Origin of the sequence: Halobellus captivus (assembly GCF_007655485.1) — an archaeon.
GTDB classification, from domain to species: Archaea; Halobacteriota; Halobacteria; order Halobacteriales; family Haloferacaceae; genus Haloquadratum; species Haloquadratum captivum.
On sequence record NZ_VJXQ01000001.1, the window covers coordinates 620,543 to 640,939 of the forward strand.

Below are 20,397 nucleotides of genomic sequence, written 5' to 3' on the forward strand. Positions count from 1 at the left end.
AGCCCCTTATGTGATCCCGGTCTACCTGAATCCGGACTAGGTCGGGCAGCTAGGCCCTGCTCTCTACCCGCATTTTCGGCCTTCAGCGGGGACCGAACTCGGGGGCGTCCGGTCAGACCGGTGCGGGCCCCGGAAGCCAACGTCGAAACCTCGTCCTTCGGGGACAGCGGTTCACCGACACCGGCCGCAGGGTCGGCTCGAGGTGATTCGTCGCCGGTACCCCGCCAGGCGCGGAAGCGAGCAGCGGACCTGCGAACGTTCGTCGCTCGGAGGATCGCGGGGTGGAGGAGGCGACTGGGATTCCCCGCGTCGGAACGCCGGGCAATCCCGCCGTCCGCCATTCATACCGTATTCACGTCGCGAGCAACGCCGCTTACAAAAAAGGACGAACGCCGCGCAGTGTCAGCAAACGCGACGATCCGCAATTTCAGGCGCTTTCGGCCGAGGCATCGGTAGAGGTTCGGGCCGGTCCTACTCGTCTGCGTCGTCCGCGTCGTCCACCTCATCCCCACTCTCATCGAACTCGAACTCCAATTCGGTCTCCGCACCGCCGTGACTGACCTCGATTTCGAGTTCGTCGGCGTCATCGGGAATCGAAACGACGAATTCGCCGTTCGCATCGGTGGTTCCGGACGGACCGTCGTCGACGTCGACGGTCGCGTTTTCTATCGCGGACCCGTTGTTCGTTACGCGTAGCGTCGCGTTCTCTCCGGGTGCGACGTCGTCGAGGAACGTCGCGTTCAGCGCGGATTCCGCCCGATCCTCGCGGTCGCGGTCATCTTCGTCATCTTCGTCGTCATCGTCGTCGACGCGTTCGATCTCGACGTCGGTCCCCGATTCGGAGATGACCGGTTTGAGGATGTACTTCCCGCTCTGTCCGGCCTTCACGACGGTGATGTCGAAGACGAAGTCGACGGACTCGCCGTTACCGACCGTGAAGTCCGAGTTCAATTGGAGTTTTCCGCTGGGGAGTTTCACGCGCTGATCGCTGCCGTCCTTCAGCGTGCCGTTCACGTCGGAAACGTAGACGAACACCTTCTCGTAGGAGCCGTTCGGAACGTCGAGTTCCGAGAGTTTCGTGGCGTTCGCGCCCTGTAGACGCGTCAGATCGACGGTCCGGTTGTCGACCTCGTATTCGACCCACTCGCGGTCGTCGTCATCGTCCGCGTCTTCTCCTTCGTCTTCTTCCTCGTCCGCGTCTTCTCCTTCGTCGGCATCATCGTCGTCGACGCTGTCATCAGCGTCATCTTCCGCGTCAGTCGTCGTCTGGTTGGCGTCTGCGTCGTCGCCGTCGACGGTATCACCTCCGTCGTCAGTCGATTCGTCACCGTCCTCTGTCTCGTCGCTATCGTCGGCGTCATCGTCTTCCGCGTTTTCTTCGTCGGCGTCATCGTCCTCATCAGCGTCGTCCTCGGCTGGCTTCAGCCCCACCTTGGTGATCGTGACGTTGAGGTGCTCGAAGTCGCCGATCGCGTTCTGTTCGTCGCTGATGTACAGATTCACCGTTCCGGTCGTTCCCTCCGCACTTCCGGCGGTCGATGCACCGTCGGACGTCCCGTCCATCGCGGTCCCGTCTTCTGCCCCGGTCATCCCTCCTGTGCACCCGGCGAGAAGCACGAGCGCCGCGACGAGCAGGCTCGCGATTGCGTTTCGGTTCATTTCACTCCGATCCCACGGGACGCAGCGTCATTTAGTAGACCGTTGTTGATACCGAATTCATCCGAATTTGTTCGAATTACTTGGCGTCGCGGCCCAGGTTCCCAAATCAACCCCACGCGCCGAGGCTCGCTTGCAGGTCGCGCGTCGTCGCCTCCGGCGTCGCCTCGTAGCCGACGAGGTCCCGGAGGTCGACGGCGTAGGTGCTCCGCGCGTGATCGAGCACGAGCAGCCGACCCTGGACGCCTCGGACCGTTCCCGTCGCGATCGTCTCGGCGACGGGTCGGTCTCGGAGGTCGAGCCCGTACGAGAAATCGAAGCGATCCGCCCCGTCGACGTCGAACCGGCCGAGGAGGTCGTCCCACGCGTCGTCGTCGACCGTGCGGTGGAGTCCGTCCCGCTTCGTCGGCACGCGGATGCGATCCGGAATCTCCCGGGCGATTTCGGCCTCGCGCTCCCGGGCGATCCGACCGTCAGAGACCGTCTGCAGGAGCGCACCGCGATCCGCTCCCTGCTCCCGCAGGCGCGTCTCCAACCGCCACTCCTTCGTGACGCCCACTTTGAACACGTCGGGCGCGAACGCCGCGAGGTAGATGGCGTGCGGTTCGACGCAGTCCATCTCGTCTTTGAGACACGTGCCCGTACACTTCGCACAGACCCACGTCGAGCGGTGCTGCGGGCAGTACGGCGCGCTCGGGTTCGAGCAGGAGACGTGGCCCTCATCGGTGATCGTCCCGGCGCAGCGGCGCTCCCCGAGCGTGTAGGCGAGTTCGGTTCCGGGGTCAAGCGTGACGAAGTCAAGATCGCCGATCGCTGATGCGTCGCTCACGTAGAGCCCCGGGGCGTCGGTGTCGTCTGGACCGCCCGTGTCGTAGCCGACGAACTGCACGCGAGGAGGTAGTCGATCCGGCGTGAAAGCGATGCCGTTCTGCGGTCCCTCGCTAGGAATCTGCGGGATCGGACGCGGCCTCGTCGTGTTCGGCCCGCAGTTCCTCGTACAGTTCCTCGGCCGCGCGACGAACCGCGTCGTCGCTGGAGGACTCCGCCTCCCAGCCGAGTCCCGAGAGCTTCTCGACGGAGAGCCGCATCCTCGGGACGTCGCCCTCCCAGCCGCGGTCGCCGCCGGTGTACGCGTAGTCGGGGTTCAGGCCCATCACGTCGGCGACGACGTCGGCGATCCGGGTGACCGACGTTGTCGTTCGCGTGCCGAGGTTGTAGGTGTTCATCGCGCGGTCGGCGTGCTCGACGACGTGGCAGATGGCGTCGACGCACTCGGTGACGTGGAGGTAGGACTTCTCCTGGCGACCGTCGCCGAGGATTTCCAAGGTTTCGGGGTCATCGAGAAGCTTCTCGATGAAATCCGGGATGACGTTGCCGCGCTGGTTCGGGCCGACGATGTTCGCGAAGCGGAAGCACCAGACGGTGAAGTCCTTCGCGTGGGCGTACGTCGAGAGCAACCCCTCGTCGGCGAGTTTCGACGCGCCGTAGACGCTGATCGGTTCCAACGGGGCGAAGTCCTCGGGGGTCGGCCGGGGAGCTTCGCCGTACACCGTCGACGAGGAGGTGAAGGCGACGTCGGAGACGCCGACCTCGTCCATCCGCTCGAGGACGTTGTACGTCATCTCGGTGTTCTCCTCGAACAGTTTGCGGGGCTCGGCGTAGTTGGTATCAGTGTACGCCGCCAAGTGGAACACCACGTCGACGTCGGCGGTGATGACGTCAGCGACGTCTCGCTGTTCGGTCATATCGGCCTCGACGAACGCGACGCCCTCGGGGACCCGTTCGCGCGTTCCCTTCGAGAGGTCGTCGGCGACGACGACGTCGTTGTCCTCGCGGAGGCGACGCGCGAGGTGCGAGCCGACGAGACCCGCGCCGCCGGTGACGACGATCCGCTTGTCGGAGAGGTGCATATTCGAGGTGCACTCGGCGGGGGTAAGTGCGTTCTCCTTTCCGTAAGCAAGCGCTTCGCTCCGGCGGTCGGTCCGCCGCGGACGACATCGACTACCGAAGCGAAGCGCCTTAGCGCCCGCCGCGTCTGGAGGGGAGTATGCACGGAGAACCAGCGGTGGCCGTCCTGCGCTACGGCCATCGACCCGGTCGGGACGACCGGATGACGACCCACGTCGGCCTCACGGCGCGGGCGCTCGGCGCGGATCGGGTGATCTTCCCCGACAACGCCGGACAGTCGCTCGAAACCGTCGAGGACATCACGGGCCGGTTCGGCGGCCCCTTCCGGGTCGAACTCACCGACGAGTTGGACGCGACGATTCGAGACTGGGACGGCTCGGTCGTCCACCTGACGATGTACGGCGAGCGGATCCAGGACGTCGAAGGCGACGTCCGCGACGCGCACCGCGAGGAGCCGCTGCTCGTCGTCGTCGGGGGCGAGAAGGTCCCGTTCGAGGTGTACGAGGCGGCCGACTGGAACGTCGGCGTCACGAATCAGCCCCACTCGGAGGTGGCGGGGCTGGCCGTCTTTCTGGATCACCTGTTCGAGGGCCGCGAACTCGAACGGGAGTGGGTCGACGCCGAGCGCAGCGTGATTCCGCAAGCGCGCGGAAAGCGGGTCGTCAACGGCGATGAATCGGTGGACGAACCGTGAACGCAGTCGTCGGGGCCGCATCCGCAACTTTAAAACGACTGAGCGGCGCAACTGTTTATAATGGCTTTTGAGGAGCTGCTGAACGACCCTGTCATCCAGAAGTACCTCCACGAGCTCGTCGGACCGACGGGGATGCCGGTGGCGGCTGCCCCCCCGGACGGCGAGGTGACCGACGAGGAACTCGCCGAGGAGCTGGGTCTCGAACTCAACGACGTCAGGCGGGCGCTCTTTATCCTCTACGAGAACGATCTGGCCGAGTATCGCCGCGTCCGAGACGAGGATTCCGGCTGGCTCACCTACCTCTGGACGTTCCACTACGAGAACATCCCCGAGAACCTCCAAGAGGAGATGCTCCGCCTGCTGGACGCGCTCGAAGAGCGCCTCGAATACGAGCGGACCCACGAGTTCTACCTCTCGGAACCGGCTGGCATTCGCTTCGAGTTCTCCGAGGCGATGGAACAGGGCTTCCAGTGCCCCGAGACGGGCGCGCCGCTGGAACCGATGGAGAACGACGATATGGTCGTCGCGATGGAACACCGCATCGAGGAGCTTCGCGACGAACTCAACGTCGACGTGGGTCGAGACGACTGATGGTCGTTCTCGCCACCAAATGCTACGTCGAGGGCGACGCCCGCGAGCGCGCCCTCGATAGCTTCGGTTCGCTCGTGGGAAACGAAGTCGGCGAACTCGACGTGGAGTGGGCCATCGACGTCCGCGAGGACGACTTCGTCGACGTCGAACTCACGGGCGATGACGCGACGGTCGCGGGGAACCTCCTCGCGGAGTCGTGGGGGGAGATCACGGCCGATCACGAGGACGGAGAGACGTACGTCGGCACGCTCGACTCGTGGGACGACGACGGATGGGTGCTCGACGTCGGCAACGGCAACACCGTTCGGATCGAGCGCGACGAGCTCGGTCTCGGGACCGGGTCGCCGTCGCAGATCCGCGACCGGTTCGGCGTCGTCCAGCACACGCCGCTGCGGTTCGTCGCTGGCGAGACGCCGCGACTGGCGGACGAGACCCGCGACCGGCTGTACGATTGGACGCGGGAGGAGGGAGGCGGCCGGGTGAACGTCAACAGCGCGACCCGGGGCGAGGTGCGCGCGACGGTGAACCGCGCCGGACACGCCAACGACATCATCACCGTCGAACGGCTCGGACTCCTCGAACAGAGCATCGTCTGCCCCGAAAGCACCGATCCGCCGGGGCTGCTCGCCAGCATCGGATCGTATCTCCGATCGGAACTGAAGTGCGTGCTGACCGGCTGAGCAAGCGCCACAGATCACAACGCGCTACAGACCACAACCCACCACCGCCCGAAATCACGAATGAACCGACGACTCCTCCTCGCGGCCGGTTGTCTCGCCCTCCTCGCGATCACGAGCGGCTGTCTCGGCATCGGAACCGGCCCCGTCGACGCCGAGCGGCTGGACAGCGAGCCCGCCGACGGGTACGAGTGGGACACCGAGCGGAACGCCCATATCACGATCCAGGAGAACACGCAGTTCCGGGCCGTCCTCGAAACGAACAGCTCGACGATCGAGCTGTACCGAGAGGACGGGTTCGGCGGGACGAACCCGCTGCCGGTCGAGGCAGTCCGATACCGCTACCCCGACGGAACCGTCATCACCGGCACCGAGATCAGGAACCGCAGCGGCGAAGTCCGGCAGACGCGCGATGAGACGATCGTGGAACTCCCCGACGACGCGCCGGAAAGCGGCGGTTCGCTGGCGTTCACCAGCGGCGGGACGCCTAAGCGGTTCACGCTGCCGACGTACGTCGACGGGAGTTACGAGGTCGTGTTGCCGCCGAACCGTCGGATCGATTTCCCGGTGTTCGGACAGGTCTCCCCGCGAAACTACGACACCGAAATCGACGAGCGAGACCGCGTCCACATCGCCTGGGCGGACCCGGTGACGACAGACCACATCTCGGTTCGGTTCTACCTCCAGCGCGATCTCTACATCTTCGGCGGCATCGTTTTGCTCGTCGGAGCGATCGGCGGCGGCGGACTGCTGTACTACCGGCGGCAGATCGATCGGCTGCGCGAGCAGCGACACGAGATGGGGATCGACGTCGAGATCGACGACGATGACGACGACGGACCGCCGCCTGGGATGCGCTGACAGGACGCTGCGGGGACGCGCTGACGGGCCGCCCCCGAGAATGCGCTGACAGGACGCTGCAGGGGATGTGTTGACAGACTGTTTCGGTTTCGATCCGTCTTCGGAAGGCGCTGTGCTTTTGTCCGGTTCGGGGCTACGAGAGGTATGAACGTCGCAGTCGTCACCGTCGGAGACGAGCTTCTCACCGGCGACACCGTCAACACGAACGCCGCCTGGCTGTGCGGGCAGTTGACCGCCCGCGGCGTCGCCGTCGAGCGCGTCACGACGATACCCGATGACGTCGCCGACATCGCCCGCGTCGTCAACGAGTATCGCGCGGAACACGACGCTGTCATCGTGACCGGCGGTCTCGGTCCGACTCACGACGACGTGACGATGGCGGGCGTCGCCGCCGCGGTCGGCCGCAACCTGGAGCCGCACGAAGAGGCGCGCGAGTGGCTGACCGGCGAGGGCGGCTACTCCGCGGAGGGGCTCGTCGACGGGACCACGGAGCTCCCCGCTCGGGCCCGAATGCTCCCGAACACCGAGGGCGTCGCCCCCGGAGCCGTCGTCGAGGGAATCTACGTCCTCCCGGGCGTCCCGAGCGAGATGAAAGCGATGTTCGAGGGTATCGCCGACGAGTTCCACGGGACGGCGACGTTCACGACCGTCGTCGACGTCGACGAACCCGAGAGCGAGTTGGTCGACCGGCTCGCCGAGGTGCAGACGCGCTACGACGTGACGGTCGGAAGCTACCCGGGCGAGTCCGTCCGGGTGAAGTTCACCGCGACCGACGAATCGGTGCTGGAGGAGGCGGCCGCGTGGCTCGCCTCGCGCGTCGATCTCATCGAGGAAGAATAACCGCGGTCGTCCGCCGCCGGACGATCGGTCGCCGTCCCGTCCCCCTCTCGCCGTTCCCGGCGAGGAGGGCGCTATCGATACAGGTAGTACAGCCAACCGGCGGTCATCGCGAGGCTCACGAGGAGGATAACCGCGCCGGTCTCCGCGATCGGGAGGGACGCTCCCTCGGTTGCGAGTGGAATCATATCACCCAGTTCCCGGACGGAGTTCTTAAGCGTTCATACTGTCGGCGGCGGTCGAGCGGTCTCGAATCGACGCATCCTCGCACACTGTCGGAGAGGAGTCGGATGCGGCGCGGCCGGAGACGGCGCGGCTGACCGAGGGGCCGACGGGCGGGCGTCCGCTCGACCGGCGGGCTTTTGCACGCACCGACGCTGGGTTCGGGTATGCGAATCGGGCTCGTCGTCAACCCCATCGCGGGGATGGGCGGTCGCGTCGGTCTCAAGGGGACCGACGGCAAGGTCGAGGAGGCGCGCCGCCGCGGCGCGGAACCGCGCGCACCGGACCGAGCGAAGCGGGCGCTCGAACACCTCCGCGAGCTGAACGACGGGTTCGACCTGGTGACGTGGGGCGGGCCGATGGGCGCGGACGTGGCCCGGGAAGCCGGATTCGACTCCGAAGTGCTCGGTTCCCCGGACGACTCACGCGACTCGACCGCAGCGGACACAGAGCGGGCGGTGAGAGCGTTCCTCGACGCCGACGTCGATCTCGTGCTCTTCGTCGGAGGCGACGGAACCGCCGCGGACGTCGCGGCGGCCGTGGAGGGGACCGAAACGCCAATTCTGGGCGTTCCGGCGGGCGTGAAAGTGTACTCGTCGGTCTTCGCCGTCTCGCCCGAGGACGCAGCTCACGTCGTCGCGACCTTCGAGCGGACCGAACGCCGGGAAGTGCTCGACATCGACGAGGACGAGTACCGCGCGGGCGAGGTCCATCCCGAGTTGCGGGCGATCGCCCACGTCCCTGTCGCCGAGGAGCTCCAGTCGTCGAAGCAACTCGGCGGCGGCAACGTGGAAGCGCTCGCGGCGGGCGTCGCAGACGACATCCGCGAGAGTGACAAGACGTTCGTACTCGGCCCCGGGAGCACCGTCGGCGCGATCAAAGCCGAACTCGGATTCGAGGGGTCGCCGCTCGGCGTCGACGTCTGGCGTGAGGGCGAAGTGCTCGCTCTCGACGCGAGCGAATCGGAGATTCTGGACGCGCTCGGTCCCGACGGCGAGAACGTCGTCGTCGTCTCGCCGATCGGCGGACAGGGGTTCGTGTTCGGTCGCGGGAATCCGCAGCTCTCGCCCGACGTGATCCGCCGCTGCGACGTCGTGATCGTCGCCTCGCGCTCGAAACTCGACACCATCGGCGAACTCCGCGTTGATACGGACGATCCCGACCTCGACGCCGAACTCGGAGGGTGGACGAAGGTCCGAATCGGTCGCTTCGAACGACGGATGATGCGGATCGTGTGAGAGAATCCGGAACTGGCGTGAACAACCGAGATAACTTGAGTGGTAGACACGGCTGCGCAGTATTATTTTAACATACCCACGATATACCGAACAATACGTATAAAATACAGAATATATAATTCACATATAGTGAGGATTAAGGTCACTCAAGGATATGATGTAATATGGAAACGCGTAAGGTACAGCGGTTGGGCCCTTCGACGCTGGCGATGACGCTTCCGGCGGAGTGGGCTAAGGAACACGACGTCAACAAAGGCGACGAGGTCTCGATACGGATGGGCGGGAAAGGGACGTTGACGGTGCTTCCTGAGTCGGCGAGCCAAGAGGACGCCTCGGCGACGATTCGCGCCGACAACTTGGACGCAGATTCTCTCGAACGGGCGATCGTCGCGCAGTACGTCCTCGGACGGCGGGTCATCCACATCGAGAAGAGCGAGGGGGCGCTGGATTCAGAGCACATCAACGCGGTCTACAAGGCCGAGACCCAACTGATGGGGTTGGGCGTCATCGAGGAGACGCCGGATCGGATCGCCATCCGCTGTTCGGTCGATCCCGAGGACTTCACCCTCGATAACCTGCTGGAGCGACTCGAAAATACCGGGAGTACTATGCGCGGCGAGGCGGTCAAGGCGCTCGCACACGGGAACACGGATCTCGCACAGCGCGCGCTGAACCGCGAGCGACAGGCGAACAAGATCTTCGTGCTCCTCCTCCGGTTGATCTTCACGGCGTATCAGAACCCGAACCTCGCCCGCGCGGTCGGATTGGATTCCGGCTTCCCGCTGATCGGCTACCGCTCGGTCGCGAAGAACCTCGAACTGACAGCCGACAACGCCGAGGACATCGCCAACATCGCGATGAACGCGGAGGGACACACCCTCGACGTCGACGCCGGAACGATGCGTCGGATCCGAGAGTTCACCGATCAGGTCGATGAACTCACGCGAACGGCGGTCCAGTCGGTCGTCGAGCGCGACTACGACAAGACGGTCGAGTGTCGCACGCGGTTCAGACAGCTTCGCGACCGCGAGCAGGAGATCCTCGACGATCTGCCGGAAATGCCGAACGAAGAGCTCTTGGAAGTTCGCGAGGTCCTCGTCAGCCTCCAGCAGACCGCGCAGTACGCGATGCGGAACGCGGAAATCGCGGCGAATCTGGCGCTCAACGAGGAATCCGAGCACGTCACGATCGGGTAGGACAGCACTGGAACGACTCTTCGGATCTCACCCGAGTAGCGAACCTTAGCGAGCGCCGAACCTCAGCCGAGATCGAGCAAACCGCCGTCATCGGTCGTCGTTTCCCCGTCTGTCGTCGTTTCGTCGCCTGAGGTCGCCGTCTCCGAACCGTCTCCGGTCTCGGTTGGGGTCGCCGTCGGTGAACTCGTCTCCGTCTCCGTCTCGGTTTCAGAATCGCCCGGCGAGCCCGTCGTGGTCGACTCCGCGTCATCGTCGTCCTCCCCTTGTGTCGCGTCTTCACCCGTCTCGCCGTCGGTCGGCTTCGTGCCGAAGATGTCGGTCTCGATCTCCGTCGTGTACGTGAGCGAGTTGAGCGGGACGTCTACGGTCGTATCCGCGAGATTCAGCCGCGCGTCGAAGTCGATTTTCAGGTCCGTCACCTGGTTCCGCTCGAGGTGCGTCACCCACCAGTCATCGATGTTCTCGTTGTTGATGTACACGGTCGCCTCGATGGTCTCCGTCGACTTCGGCGGCACCACGTACTCCGATTCGGTCGAGCCCTCGCCGACCGCGACCTCGTTCATCGTGATGTTGTAGCCGAGTTCGCTGACGGCGATCGGATACGACTTCGGATTGTACACGACGAACGTGAGATCCATCCCCGTCCGCGAGTTCGTGACGTCACCCCACTGTGCGCTCGTCTCGTTGATGTACAGCACCGGATCGGAGACGAGCGCTCGATTGGCGTCGACCTCCCGCGTCTCCGTCGAGTTGAACTGCGAGAGCAGGTCCGTCTCGACCTGTCGGGTGACGTTCGGCGGATCGATCGTGCGGCCCAGCGTCCCAGAGGTCACAGCCGTGTCGACGGTCACGGTCGTCTGCTCGTCGTTACGGACGTGTGACACCCACCACGGGGGGATCTGTCCGTTGTCGGCCGCCGTGGTGAAGTTCAGCGTCGAGTTGCCGCTGCCGACGGAGACGCCCGCTTTGCTGCCGCTGGCGAGCGACACGTCGTTCATCAGGACGTCGTAGTCGACGGTGAGTCCGCCGAGCGACGCACCGATCGGGTTCGGGTTCGACACGGTGAGATTCGTCTCGATGACCGTCGTCGTCTCGTTGACCGGACCGAACGAGTTCTCGACGCCAGCGACGGAGGGGACCCCGACGACGCCAGCCGCGAACGCGCCGCCGCCGAGGAGACCGACGACGACGACCGCGGCGACTACGGTGCGAGCGCGACCGCCGAGCGACAGTAACGACCACATCCTGTGCGCTCAAGATCACGGCAGGTACATAGCTCTCACGACTGAGAACGACTCCGGTTAGTACGATAACAGGACCGTGGCGAGGCCGACCAGAAACGTATCGGGGGCCCAAATAAACCGAACCAAGAGTCGTAGTGAGCAAGCCAGAGTCGTATGAACTAAGTCAGAACCGAGACATCACTCGGTATGGACACCGCAGCCGCCAGTTCGGATACGGGACTCGGTCTGACCGTGCTCTTTTCGATCGTCGCGCTCTTCGGCGTCGTCGGAATGTTCGTCGCGGGGCTGACCGGCGATCAGTTCGTCGCCGCGGTGGGCTTCGCCGCAGCCCTCATCGCCGCCTCGCTGGCCGTTTCGGCGACACACCTGTTCGGCTGATCCCGTCGGATCGGACGAGAAACTTAAGACCGAACCACCCGTAGTTTGCGATAATGAGCGAGTTCACCGAGGAGGAACAGCGGATCGTCGCGTACCTCCGTGAGAGCGTCTCCGCTGGCGAGCGGTACTTTCGGGCGAAAAATATCGCCGACGCGATCGGGCTGACGGCCAAGCAGGTCGGCGTTCGGCTTCCGCGACTCGCCGAGAAGTCCGAAGACGTCGAGATCGAGAAGTGGGGACGCGCCCGATCGACGACCTGGCGCGTCACGCGGAGCTAACGGCGAGACGCGCTCGACGGTGCGATTCATCCGGTCGGTTGTATCGATGTACCGGCGGTCGCTTCCTCGGTGCCGCGATCGGTTGGAAGAGACGGTAACCGACCGTATCAGGGCCTTTTTTACGCCGCCCACCGACCAGCGGGTATGACGGTACGCATCCGGCGGGTCTTCGAGTTCGACGCCCCGCCCGAGGCCGTGTGGGAATTCATCGCCGATCCGTCGAAGCGAGCGGATGCGATCAGCGTCGTCGATCGATACGAAGTCGACGAGGAGACCGGTGCGGCGACCTGGCACGTCCGACTGCCGATTCCGTTCGTGAAATCGACCGCGCGGGTGGAGACCGAAGACGTCGCCCGCGATCCCCCCGAATACGTCAAATTCGTCGGAAAGTCTTCCGTCCTGCGCGTTACCGGCGAGCACACGATCGAACCGACCGCCGACGGGACGCGACTGATCAACGAGTTCGTCGTCGACGGGCGGGTCCCGGGCGTCGAACGGTTCTTCGAGAAAAATTTGGACGCGGAGTTGGAGAACCTGGAACGCGAGCTACGGCGGTCCGTCGAGACGGATCGCTAGCGACTGCGAGACGCATCGGAAGCGGAAGAGGCACTGGGACACATCGGAAGCGGAAGAGGCACTGGAAACAGGAGCCACGCTGCCAATGAGATCACCCGACCCGTCCCGGAGGGTTTATTGAGTCCCCGATGTTAGCATCGGATGCCGACGACCGACGCTTTTCTCGTCGAAGTCGGCACAGGCCCGCCGCACACCGCCGCAGTGCATCGGGGTCCGCTGCGGCCCACCGCGTCCAGCGCTCTCACTTCCCGGAGTGAGAGCGGCTGTTCGCATCACTCCCGCCTCCGCCTTCCCACGCTTCCGAACGGAACACGCTTTCGAGTATGACAGCGGAGACGGGCGTCGCTACGGCGACGATGCCCGCTTTTCGATTTCACCTTTGAGCAACGCGCCGTCGAAGTCGTGATCGGGGCGGATGTTGACGAAATCGAGAAACCGCGTCGCCGCGAGCAACTCGTCGGGCTCGTACGCCGCCAGCGCGGCCTCGACCGTTCGCTTGGCCCCAATCAGCGGTTCGAGCGCGCCGAGTGCACAGGCGACGTCGTACGATTTCGCGTCCGTCGCGCCACCTTCCCGGACGTTCGTCGCGTCGATAAAGTAGATCTCATCGTCGAGGATAAGCACGTTCTCCGCTCGGAGGTCACCGTGCAGGAGTTCGTGTTCGTGCATCGTCCGCAGCGCCTCGAACAATCTCGGCGCGAGGTCGGCCTCAGCGGCCTCCTCAAGCTCGTCGAGCGTCCGGAAGTCCGGCAGGTACTCTAAGACGACCACCCCGAGACCGTCGACCTCGAACGTTTCCACGGGCTCGGGCGCGTTGAGGCCGATTTCACGCATCCGACGCGTCGCTTCGAGTTCGTGTCTGGCCATCTCGATCGGCGTCTCGAAGTGCTCGAAAAACCCCTCCGTGCCCGACGAGAACGCACCCAGGTTTCGCCCCGTCGTGAACAGGCCGTGAACGATCGAGTTCTGCCGGGAGATGACCTTCACGAACCACTGGTCGTCGACGACCATCGGCGTGGAGAGCCAGTTGTCGGCGTCGAGAAACCGCACGCGGACCTCCTCGCGATCGTACCGCTCGCATACCTCGCGGGCGACGGCCTCCAGTCGCGACCACTCGACGCGCCCGCGGAGGAGACGGCGGAGTTCCATATTCCCGGAAACGGTCTCCGGGCGTATATACCGTGGCCTTCGATCCATCGGCAGCGCCTCATCGCCAATGACGGTCGTTGTCGAGGCCTGGAGACCGTCTCCGGTTGTCGCCGTTCGAGTTACTCTCCGGTTATTGCTGTTCGAGGCAGTCTCCGAGGCGTCGATATCCACGAAATCGATCAGTAACAAAACCGATCTTACGCGCCCAACTCCTACTCGCCGCGGACGGTCAACACCGGGACCGAAGAGCGCCGCACCGTTCGTTCGGTCACGCTGCCGAGTAAGTACCGTTCGAGGCCGGTCCGTCCGTGCGTTCCCATCACGATCAGATCGCACTCGTTGTCGCTCGCGTAGTCGACGACGACGTCGTCCGGAATTCCGGGCTCGACGGCGGTAACCGCGGAAACGCCCGCCTCCGCCGCGCGATCGGCGACCGCTTCGACGACTGACTCCGCGCGTTCCCGGAGGGTCTTCTGGACCTGATCGGGACTGATCGCCGGAGCGCTGTGGCTCACGTCACGGGAGTCGACGACCGAGAGCACGTGGAGTTCGGCGTCGTACTGTGTCGCGATGTCGAGCGCGTGTTCGACCGCGCGATCCGCACAGTCGCTGCCGTCCGTCGGGACGAGTATTCTGTCGTACATACTCGATGTTTCGACGCCCGATAGGTAGGGGTTTTGGGTGAGACCCAGCGGGTGAGAATCGAGAGAAACGGCGGAGTGAGAGAGAAACGGTGGAGTGAGAGAGAAACGGCGGAGTGAGAGGGAAACAGCGGAAGCGGAACCCAGATTAGACGGAAGTCGGCGCAAAAAAAACGGGCGGTGGGTCAGGCTCAGCCAGGCGTCGCGTCAACCGAGAGCGGGGATCAGGTCATCGACGCCAACCGCGCGATGTAGACCAGGCTCAGGTGGTGATCGTCGACGTCGTACTCGCGCGTCGACGACACCTCACCGGAGAACCCGACGAGGTAATCCTGTAACTCGGCTTCGACCTCCTCGGTGAGCCATTCGACGGTGTGATAGTACCGAAGGGCGTCCATCGTGCGCTTGTATCCGCCGTTCAGCACCAGGAATTCGAGCCAGTCGAAGACGAGCCGCTCGGCGACGTAGACGTCCGGGACCGACGATAGATACGGCTTCGTGAGTCCCCCGTCAGTCGCCGCGGTCTCGTGGATCAGGAGCTGTTCGAGTTGCTCCTCTCGGAGCATCTCGTCGGCGCGTCCCCGGGGACGCTCGCGGAGCTCCGTGTTGAACTGGAACCGACCGACATCGTCGGTGGCGTCGAACCCGACGACCGAATCGCGAGCGTGCCGCTCCGAGGCCCTGATATCCGAACGAGCCGTCCGATCTCGAACGGGTTCCGAACGGCTCTGGGAGCCTCTCGCTGCTTCAGTCACGCCGTTCCGCCGTCGCGGTCGGGGGCGCTCACCGAATCCGAGGTCGCGAGCGAGCTGATCGGCGAGTACTACTTCGTCGTGGGCGCGCGCGTGCCGAGAATCACCGCGCCGTGGGGGGTTCACCGCTTCGCGGGGTCGAACGGACACGTCGTCGTCGCGGCCATCGCGACGCCGCTGGACCCGTTCACGACGGTCGTTCCGGTCGTCTGACCCGCCTCGTTGAGCCCGCGCGTCGTCACGCTTCCGGTGGGGAGAGCCACCGTTTCGGCGCCCGTCGTTGCCGTTCGGACGCGAGATCTCACGGTCGGTTCGACGCCGGTGTCCGTTTCGCCTGGCGGTCTCGCGGCTCGAACCCGATTCGACGCCGGAGTCCGGTCCGTCTCTCGAATCCGTCGCCGTGGCGTTGGCGACGGGGTCCTCGTCGCGGCGGCTCCGTCGGCTGCCGCGGTCCTCCTCCCGACTGTCCTGTGGATCGTCGGTGCGCCCGGTCTGCCGTTCGTCTGCGATACGTCTGCGTTCTCGGAGGTCGTAGTCGTCGGGGTCGAGTGTCATAGCCTGGCTCCCGTTTCGCGGCGACCGAATCGCCACCGCGTCGTCGTACGTCGACGGTCTGATGGAGCGCGCATAAACGTGCCCCCGCGGTTATCAGATGAGATATCTCGACAGAGCGGTGGCTCGGCTCAAATCGTGTGGATCTCGCCGTGGGCTCGTCGAATCGAAAGCTCCGCGCCCCCGACGTCGAACGTCAACGATCGACCGTAGTCGCCACCGACGTCGCTGGCAACGAGCGGGATAGCGTGTGCTTCGAGCGTCTCCCGCGCGGCGGCGGCGTTGCGCTCACCGATCGCGCCCGCACGGGAGGTGAATTCGAACATCGCGCTGCCGCCCGCGAGTCGCGCCTCGATCCGACCGGGGTCGGCCCCCGCAGCGACCATCTCTTCGACGAGCGCCGGAACGGCGGAGTCGACGTATTTCGCTGCACTCGGGCGGCCGTCTGCATCGATCCCTTCGTCGTTCGTGTCCGCGACCGTCTCGTCGCTCGTATCTGCGACCGCCTCATCGCTTGTATCTGCGACCGCCTCATCGCTCGTATCCTCGGGAAGCATCGCGTGGGCGAGCCCGCCGACGCCAGCGTCGACGTCTACGAGGGCGATACCGACGCAGGAGCCGAGACCGCTCGTCACGAGCGTCGCTCCCGCTTCGGCGACCGCGTAGTCGGCGACGCCGACCTTCACACGACCGGTTGATCGGTCGGTCGGATCGCTAGTGTAAACTTTCATTCCGAGTGAAGAGGTCCGAAAACGGGGAGTCTGGTTGTTTGCAAGCGTCTACTGACCTCGGGTCCGTCGTGGGATCGGCATCGATCAATCGGCCTCCGTCGCGAGCTGCGTGAAGGCCTCGCGAAGCTCGCGCTCGTCGGGGAGCGCGTAGATATCGCACGTGAATGTCTCGTCGGGCGTCACGATCGCCGAATCGATGAGGAACGCGTAATCCTGCGTTCGCGCCAGCTCCGTCACGAGCGGGTCGACGATCGCGGAGGCGATGTCGTCGACGTAGGTCGGCGGCGAGATCTCGATCGTCGTCTCCAACGTGTCGGCCCAGCCGTCGAGGAACCCGGACGTGACGATGTTGCCGATCTCCTGCAGCGCGCTCTGGCGCATGGCGGCGTCGGCGTCCATCCCCGGCATCAACGCATCGGCGACGCTCTCGGCGGATTCGCTATCGAACAGGATCGCGATGTACCCCGACGGCCCGCCGCTGAACTCCAAGACGACCCCGCGCCTCTGTTCGTCGGTCAGTTCCATCGGGACGCCCTCGATCGGAACGAAACTCAGCCGACTCACGTCGACCTCGGTCTCGATACCGGTCATCGCCGTCAGATCCTCGGAGGCCTGTCCCGCCCCTTCCGAGATCATCTGCGAGAACGACGTGTACGTCTCGACGGGGAGCGCGTCCTCGACGTTCCCAGCGGCGTCGACGATCGTCACGACAGAGTCGTGAGTCGGCAGCATATAGATGTAGAACCCGGCCTCTTCGTCGACCGCTTCGAGGTGGTTCCGGAACGCGAGCACGTGCTCGCCGTCGATCTCTGCGTCGGACGCGTCGGGGATCGTCGGAGTTTCGTTCGCTGCGGAACCGTTCCCTTCGAAACCGTTCTCGGTGAACCCGTTCGTCGCGCGGGAGGACTCGTCGATGACGTCGCGGAGGGAACGACCGGCGTCCAGTTCGACGTAGGTCGGCGTCGTGATATCGATCCCGTCGCCGAGAAAGTCGGCCCAGCCGTCAATGAAGCCGCCGAGCATAATGTTCCCGAGCTCTTTCAGCCCGCTCGTCGCGAGGTTGCTGTCGGGATCCTCAGCCGCACCGGGAACGAGCGCGTCGACGAGGGTGACTGCGCGTTCGCGATCGAACGCGAGGACGGTTCGGCCCGCGATCGCCCCCGAAAATCCGATGTGAACGGTCACGAGGTCGCGCTCGCGGAACTCCCGTTCGACGTCCGCACGCGTCGCCATCTCGACTTTCGTGACAGCGACGTGCGCGTCGAAACCGGTGAGCGTGGTGAGCGAGCCAGCGGCCTGTTCGGCCCCGGAGTGCGCCAACCGACTGAAGGTCCGAAGCGACTGGACGTCGAGATTCATACCTCGACGCCGACGACGTCGTCGATCGCCTGGAGCACGTTCGGTTTCTGAAACGGTTTCGTGATGTACCCGTCGGCTCCGGCCTCGACTGCCTCGCGCATCTTCTCCTCCTGTCCGACCGAAGTGCACATAATCACCGAGGAGGCCGGGTCGAGCGATTTGATCTCGGCAGTCGCCTCGATGCCGTTACGAATCGGCATCACGACGTCCATCGTGACCACGTCGGGACTGAGTTCGCGGTACAGTTCGACCGCCTCGACGCCGTTTTCCGCCTCGCCGACGATTTCGTGGTCCTCCTCGAGCAACTGCTTGAGGAGGTTCCGCATAAACGCCGAATCGTCCACCACCAGTACGGTGCGTGCCATACTCACCGTTCCGGGAATCGTTGTATAAACGCATCGCCCCCATTATCACGGGTGATACGGCTATCCGTCGACAAACGGTTCCGACGAGTCGACGGGGAATCGAGCCCTCAAAACCGACTCAGCGGTTACTCTTCGGGCGGAATCTGGATTTTCTCATCGGACAGCGCCTCGACGAGATCAGCGATCGAGTCGTTGAGCGTAAGGTTTTGCTGTCGAAGGATGGACGCCAGCGTGTTTGTTGGGTACGAGACCGTCGTCTCCGACGCGAGCAGCAGTATTCCGATCGCCTCGCTCGGCGAGGCTTCCGTGTCGATCTGCTCGACATACCACTGTACTAGTTCGCCGAAGGCCGTCGCGACGTCGTCGGTGAAACGCTCGTGTTGTGCGACTTCGCCGTTGAATGCCGCCGTGAGCGCGAAGCCGTACGCACCCTCACGGTCTGAGACGTATCGATTCATCTGTTGTCGCGCGAGCGTTCCCCTTTCGTCTTCGGAAACCGACCCTTCCTCCTGGGAAGTATCCACGGACGGGGAGTCGTCGTTGTCGGTCGCGATGACGTACCGACCCTCTTCGAGTTCGGCAACTCGCTCGGAGACCGTGTAATCGAGATCGTCGGGTCTGACGACTCCGTCCTCGGAACTGGCGGAGGCGGGAACGTCGTCCGGCGGGTCCGAGGGAGGCATATATTTCGGTGTCCTCGGCGCGGTAATAAGCCCATCGCAGATTGTTACGTTTCTCCGGCACCAGCGAGTCGAAATCCGTCACTCGGTGAGTTGATATCAGTATCAATATCGAAATTGATGGACCGTCACATTCACATTATTCCGGTTAGAACGTAGGTCCGTCTATGGAGTCTGACAGGACGCTCGCAGCGCTGGGGAACGAATATAACCCAGATATCTTACGCGCGGCGGACGAAGCCCGTTCGGCACAGGAGTTCAGCGAAATGCTCGACATCCCGATTGCGACGTGTTACCGTCGCATCGAGGAACTGACGGGAGCGGGACTCCTCGAACTACACGACCGCGTCCTCTCCGACGAACACCGTCGGACGAACGTCTACCGACGCGATATCGACGAGATCATCATTAATTTCGAGGACCGAGACCTCAACGTACAGGTGACCGACCGCCCCGAGGTGAAGAACAAACTCGACGACGTCTGGCGGAGGATCTCCCAAGAGTGAACGTCACTGCCGAATCGAACGGCACGCGTCACAGCCGTAGTTGACCACTCACCCACCCCCCGCCCTGCGTGCGGTCTACCGCTCGTTCGGACTGTTTTCGAGTCGTTCGGTGTCAAACAGCGTGCGCCCCGTTCAACACGGAAGTCAACAAGAGAGATACATATTTTCGAGAGATATCGACCGAGACGACCCTTAACGGAGAAATATCTCGTATAGATCTAGATATCATACGTGATATTCGCGTCCATAGCGTTATGTGCAATCCGCTGATTGGTTGGCCCGACGGTCCAACCTTCGCCGGGGAGGAACAGGGCCAGACTGGAGACAACACAATGTTTGAAGAAAACGACGCCGACCGTGGTCAGGTCGGTATCGGTACGCTCATCGTGTTCATCGCGATGGTCCTCGTTGCCGCGATCGCAGCGGGCGTCCTCGTGAACACGGCCGGATTCCTCCAAGCGACCGCCGAGGACGCCGGACAAGAGAGCGTCGACAAGGTGACGAACAGACTCGACGTCGTGAGCGCTCACGGCATGATTAACGAAACCGCTAGCGGCGATCTCGCCGTCGACAGCCTCAACCTCACGGTTCGGCTTGCCGCTGGCTCCGGTGCCGTCTCACTCGAAGACACCACCATCAAGTACGTGAGCAGCACCAAAGCTGAGAACCTCATTTACAAAGAGACGGCGACGGGTGACGGGGAAACGCTTGGTGACGTTACTCAGTGGGACGGCACCAGCGGTCTCAACAATTCCAGCAGCGGAACTGCGGAGTTCACCGCATACTCACTCAACGACGGCTCTGATACTTCGTTTCCGGTGCTGAACGGACAGGCTGATCGCTACGAGATCGTGATCAACGCCTCACTCGTCGAGCAGAACGGAGGCGGCCTCTCGACCGGTGACTCGATCGAACTCGACATCACCAGCCGCTCCGGCGGATCCACGCAAGTCATCATGACGATGCCCCAGCAACTCGCGGGTCAAGAGAACAACGATCCGGTGCCACTCTAAGTGATATCTATGTTTGAAATATTCAACGAAGACGAACGCGGTCAGGTCGGTATCGGGACGCTCATCGTGTTCATCGCGATGGTTCTCGTCGCGGCAATCGCGGCGGGCGTTCTCGTGAATACGGCCGGATTCCTGCAGGCGACCGCCGAAGACGCCGGACAAGAGAGCGTCGACAAGGTCACGAACCGCGTCGAGGTTATCAATCAGCACGGCACCGTAGGTAGCAACGAGGACATCGCTAACATCACGATGACGATCCGCCTCGCTGCGGGATCGGGGGCGGTGGATATGAA

The 20,397-nt window shown here is 64.0% G+C and carries 24 protein-coding genes and 1 other RNA gene; 14 read left to right on the forward strand and 11 right to left on the reverse strand.

Annotated elements, in window-relative coordinates:
• Positions 1-29 precede the first annotated feature (29 nt).
• Positions 30-340: signal recognition particle sRNA (ffs, locus tag FJT57_RS03040), an RNA gene on the forward strand.
• A gap of 131 nt (positions 341-471) precedes the next feature.
• Here ffs and FJT57_RS03045 read toward each other — a convergent pair.
• The 3 genes from FJT57_RS03045 to FJT57_RS03055 all read right to left on the reverse strand — a co-directional run bounded on the left by FJT57_RS03045 (position 472) and on the right by FJT57_RS03055 (position 3,566).
• Positions 472-1,659: a DUF4382 domain-containing protein gene (locus tag FJT57_RS03045; protein WP_144901550.1), complete on the reverse strand. Its 1,188-nt coding sequence runs from the start codon at positions 1,657-1,659 to the stop codon at positions 472-474.
• Between the two features lie 106 nt (positions 1,660-1,765).
• On the reverse strand, positions 1,766-2,545 hold the full coding sequence (locus FJT57_RS03050) for a DUF2797 domain-containing protein (protein ID WP_144901552.1): 780 nt from the start codon (positions 2,543-2,545) through the stop codon (positions 1,766-1,768).
• Between the two features lie 52 nt (positions 2,546-2,597).
• Complete coding sequence (locus FJT57_RS03055) at positions 2,598-3,566, reverse strand: NAD-dependent epimerase/dehydratase family protein (RefSeq protein ID WP_144901553.1); 969 nt, start codon at positions 3,564-3,566, stop codon at positions 2,598-2,600.
• 137 nt (positions 3,567-3,703) lie between these two features.
• Here FJT57_RS03055 and FJT57_RS03060 point away from each other — a divergent pair, with 137 nt between their 5' ends.
• The 7 genes from FJT57_RS03060 to FJT57_RS03090 all read left to right on the forward strand — a co-directional run bounded on the left by FJT57_RS03060 (position 3,704) and on the right by FJT57_RS03090 (position 9,880).
• Positions 3,704-4,258, forward strand: coding sequence for a tRNA (cytidine(56)-2'-O)-methyltransferase (locus tag FJT57_RS03060; protein WP_144901555.1), 555 nt, complete (start codon positions 3,704-3,706; stop codon positions 4,256-4,258).
• Positions 4,259-4,318: 60 nt separating this feature from the next.
• Positions 4,319-4,849: a transcription factor gene (locus FJT57_RS03065; RefSeq protein WP_144901557.1), complete on the forward strand. Its 531-nt coding sequence runs from the start codon at positions 4,319-4,321 to the stop codon at positions 4,847-4,849.
• On the forward strand, positions 4,849-5,529 hold the full coding sequence (locus FJT57_RS03070) for a DUF2110 family protein (RefSeq protein ID WP_144901559.1): 681 nt from the start codon (positions 4,849-4,851) through the stop codon (positions 5,527-5,529). The genes FJT57_RS03065 and FJT57_RS03070 overlap by 1 nt, the downstream gene beginning before the upstream one ends.
• A 60-nt stretch (positions 5,530-5,589) precedes the next feature.
• Positions 5,590-6,387 carry a DUF5803 family protein gene (locus FJT57_RS03075; protein ID WP_144901561.1) on the forward strand — a complete coding sequence of 266 codons (798 nt, stop codon included), beginning with the start codon at positions 5,590-5,592 and terminating at the stop codon, positions 6,385-6,387.
• A 144-nt stretch (positions 6,388-6,531) separates the two neighbouring features.
• A complete protein-coding gene (locus tag FJT57_RS03080; protein ID WP_144901563.1) occupies positions 6,532-7,227 on the forward strand; it encodes a competence/damage-inducible protein A in 696 nt (231 codons plus the stop codon).
• A 386-nt stretch (positions 7,228-7,613) separates the two neighbouring features.
• Positions 7,614-8,684 (forward strand): ATP-NAD kinase family protein, encoded by a 1,071-nt coding sequence (locus tag FJT57_RS03085; protein ID WP_144901565.1) that lies wholly within the window; start codon positions 7,614-7,616, stop codon positions 8,682-8,684.
• A gap of 164 nt (positions 8,685-8,848) precedes the next feature.
• Positions 8,849-9,880: a phosphate signaling complex PhoU family protein gene (locus FJT57_RS03090; protein WP_144901567.1), complete on the forward strand. Its 1,032-nt coding sequence runs from the start codon at positions 8,849-8,851 to the stop codon at positions 9,878-9,880.
• Positions 9,881-9,942: 62 nt separating this feature from the next.
• On the opposite strand, the gene FJT57_RS03095 is transcribed toward FJT57_RS03090, so the two are convergent.
• The gene (locus FJT57_RS03095) at positions 9,943-11,124 is read right to left on the reverse strand and encodes an LEA type 2 family protein (protein WP_144901569.1); all 1,182 of its coding nucleotides are present in this window, start codon (positions 11,122-11,124) and stop codon (positions 9,943-9,945) included.
• A 186-nt stretch (positions 11,125-11,310) separates the two neighbouring features.
• Here FJT57_RS03095 and FJT57_RS03100 point away from each other — a divergent pair, with 186 nt between their 5' ends.
• From FJT57_RS03100 to FJT57_RS03110, 3 genes are all read left to right on the forward strand, one after another.
• On the forward strand, positions 11,311-11,502 hold the full coding sequence (locus tag FJT57_RS03100; RefSeq protein ID WP_144901571.1) for a DUF7525 family protein: 192 nt from the start codon (positions 11,311-11,313) through the stop codon (positions 11,500-11,502).
• A 53-nt stretch (positions 11,503-11,555) separates the two neighbouring features.
• The gene (locus tag FJT57_RS03105) at positions 11,556-11,780 is read left to right on the forward strand and encodes a DUF7123 family protein (RefSeq protein WP_049987014.1); all 225 of its coding nucleotides are present in this window, start codon (positions 11,556-11,558) and stop codon (positions 11,778-11,780) included.
• Between the two features lie 144 nt (positions 11,781-11,924).
• Positions 11,925-12,356 (forward strand): SRPBCC family protein, encoded by a 432-nt coding sequence (locus tag FJT57_RS03110; RefSeq protein WP_144901573.1) that lies wholly within the window; start codon positions 11,925-11,927, stop codon positions 12,354-12,356.
• 345 nt (positions 12,357-12,701) lie between these two features.
• Here the strand turns inward: FJT57_RS03110 and FJT57_RS03115 are convergent, their stop codons facing one another.
• The 7 genes from FJT57_RS03115 to FJT57_RS03145 form a co-directional block, all read right to left on the reverse strand.
• Positions 12,702-13,505, reverse strand: coding sequence for an RIO1 family regulatory kinase/ATPase domain-containing protein (locus FJT57_RS03115; RefSeq protein ID WP_144901575.1), 804 nt, complete (start codon positions 13,503-13,505; stop codon positions 12,702-12,704).
• A 212-nt stretch (positions 13,506-13,717) separates the two neighbouring features.
• Complete coding sequence (locus FJT57_RS03120; RefSeq protein ID WP_144901577.1) at positions 13,718-14,149, reverse strand: universal stress protein; 432 nt, start codon at positions 14,147-14,149, stop codon at positions 13,718-13,720.
• A 221-nt stretch (positions 14,150-14,370) separates the two neighbouring features.
• Positions 14,371-15,453 (reverse strand): FlaD/FlaE family flagellar protein, encoded by a 1,083-nt coding sequence (locus tag FJT57_RS03125; RefSeq protein ID WP_144901579.1) that lies wholly within the window; start codon positions 15,451-15,453, stop codon positions 14,371-14,373.
• Positions 15,454-15,581: 128 nt separating this feature from the next.
• Entirely contained in the window at positions 15,582-16,181 is a 600-nt protein-coding gene (locus FJT57_RS03130) for a chemotaxis protein CheD (RefSeq protein ID WP_144901581.1), read from the reverse strand.
• A gap of 84 nt (positions 16,182-16,265) precedes the next feature.
• Complete coding sequence (locus tag FJT57_RS03135) at positions 16,266-17,540, reverse strand: chemotaxis protein CheC (protein WP_144901583.1); 1,275 nt, start codon at positions 17,538-17,540, stop codon at positions 16,266-16,268.
• On the reverse strand, positions 17,537-17,905 hold the full coding sequence (cheY, locus tag FJT57_RS03140; protein ID WP_144901585.1) for a chemotaxis protein CheY: 369 nt from the start codon (positions 17,903-17,905) through the stop codon (positions 17,537-17,539). Before cheY ends, FJT57_RS03135 begins: the two co-directional genes overlap by 4 nt.
• Before the next feature lie 125 nt (positions 17,906-18,030).
• Positions 18,031-18,588, reverse strand: a complete 558-nt coding sequence (locus FJT57_RS03145; RefSeq protein ID WP_144901588.1) for a DUF7500 family protein — start codon at positions 18,586-18,588, stop codon at positions 18,031-18,033.
• A 164-nt stretch (positions 18,589-18,752) separates the two neighbouring features.
• On the opposite strand from FJT57_RS03145, the gene FJT57_RS03150 reads away from it, so the two are divergent.
• The 3 genes from FJT57_RS03150 to FJT57_RS16870 all read left to right on the forward strand — a co-directional run.
• The gene (locus tag FJT57_RS03150) at positions 18,753-19,091 is read left to right on the forward strand and encodes an ArsR/SmtB family transcription factor (RefSeq protein WP_144901589.1); all 339 of its coding nucleotides are present in this window, start codon (positions 18,753-18,755) and stop codon (positions 19,089-19,091) included.
• A gap of 332 nt (positions 19,092-19,423) precedes the next feature.
• Positions 19,424-20,104 carry an archaellin/type IV pilin N-terminal domain-containing protein gene (locus tag FJT57_RS03155; protein WP_144901591.1) on the forward strand — a complete coding sequence of 227 codons (681 nt, stop codon included), beginning with the start codon at positions 19,424-19,426 and terminating at the stop codon, positions 20,102-20,104.
• A gap of 9 nt (positions 20,105-20,113) precedes the next feature.
• On the forward strand, positions 20,114-20,397 hold a 284-nt coding region (locus FJT57_RS16870; RefSeq protein WP_394348800.1), incomplete at its 3' end, for an archaellin/type IV pilin N-terminal domain-containing protein.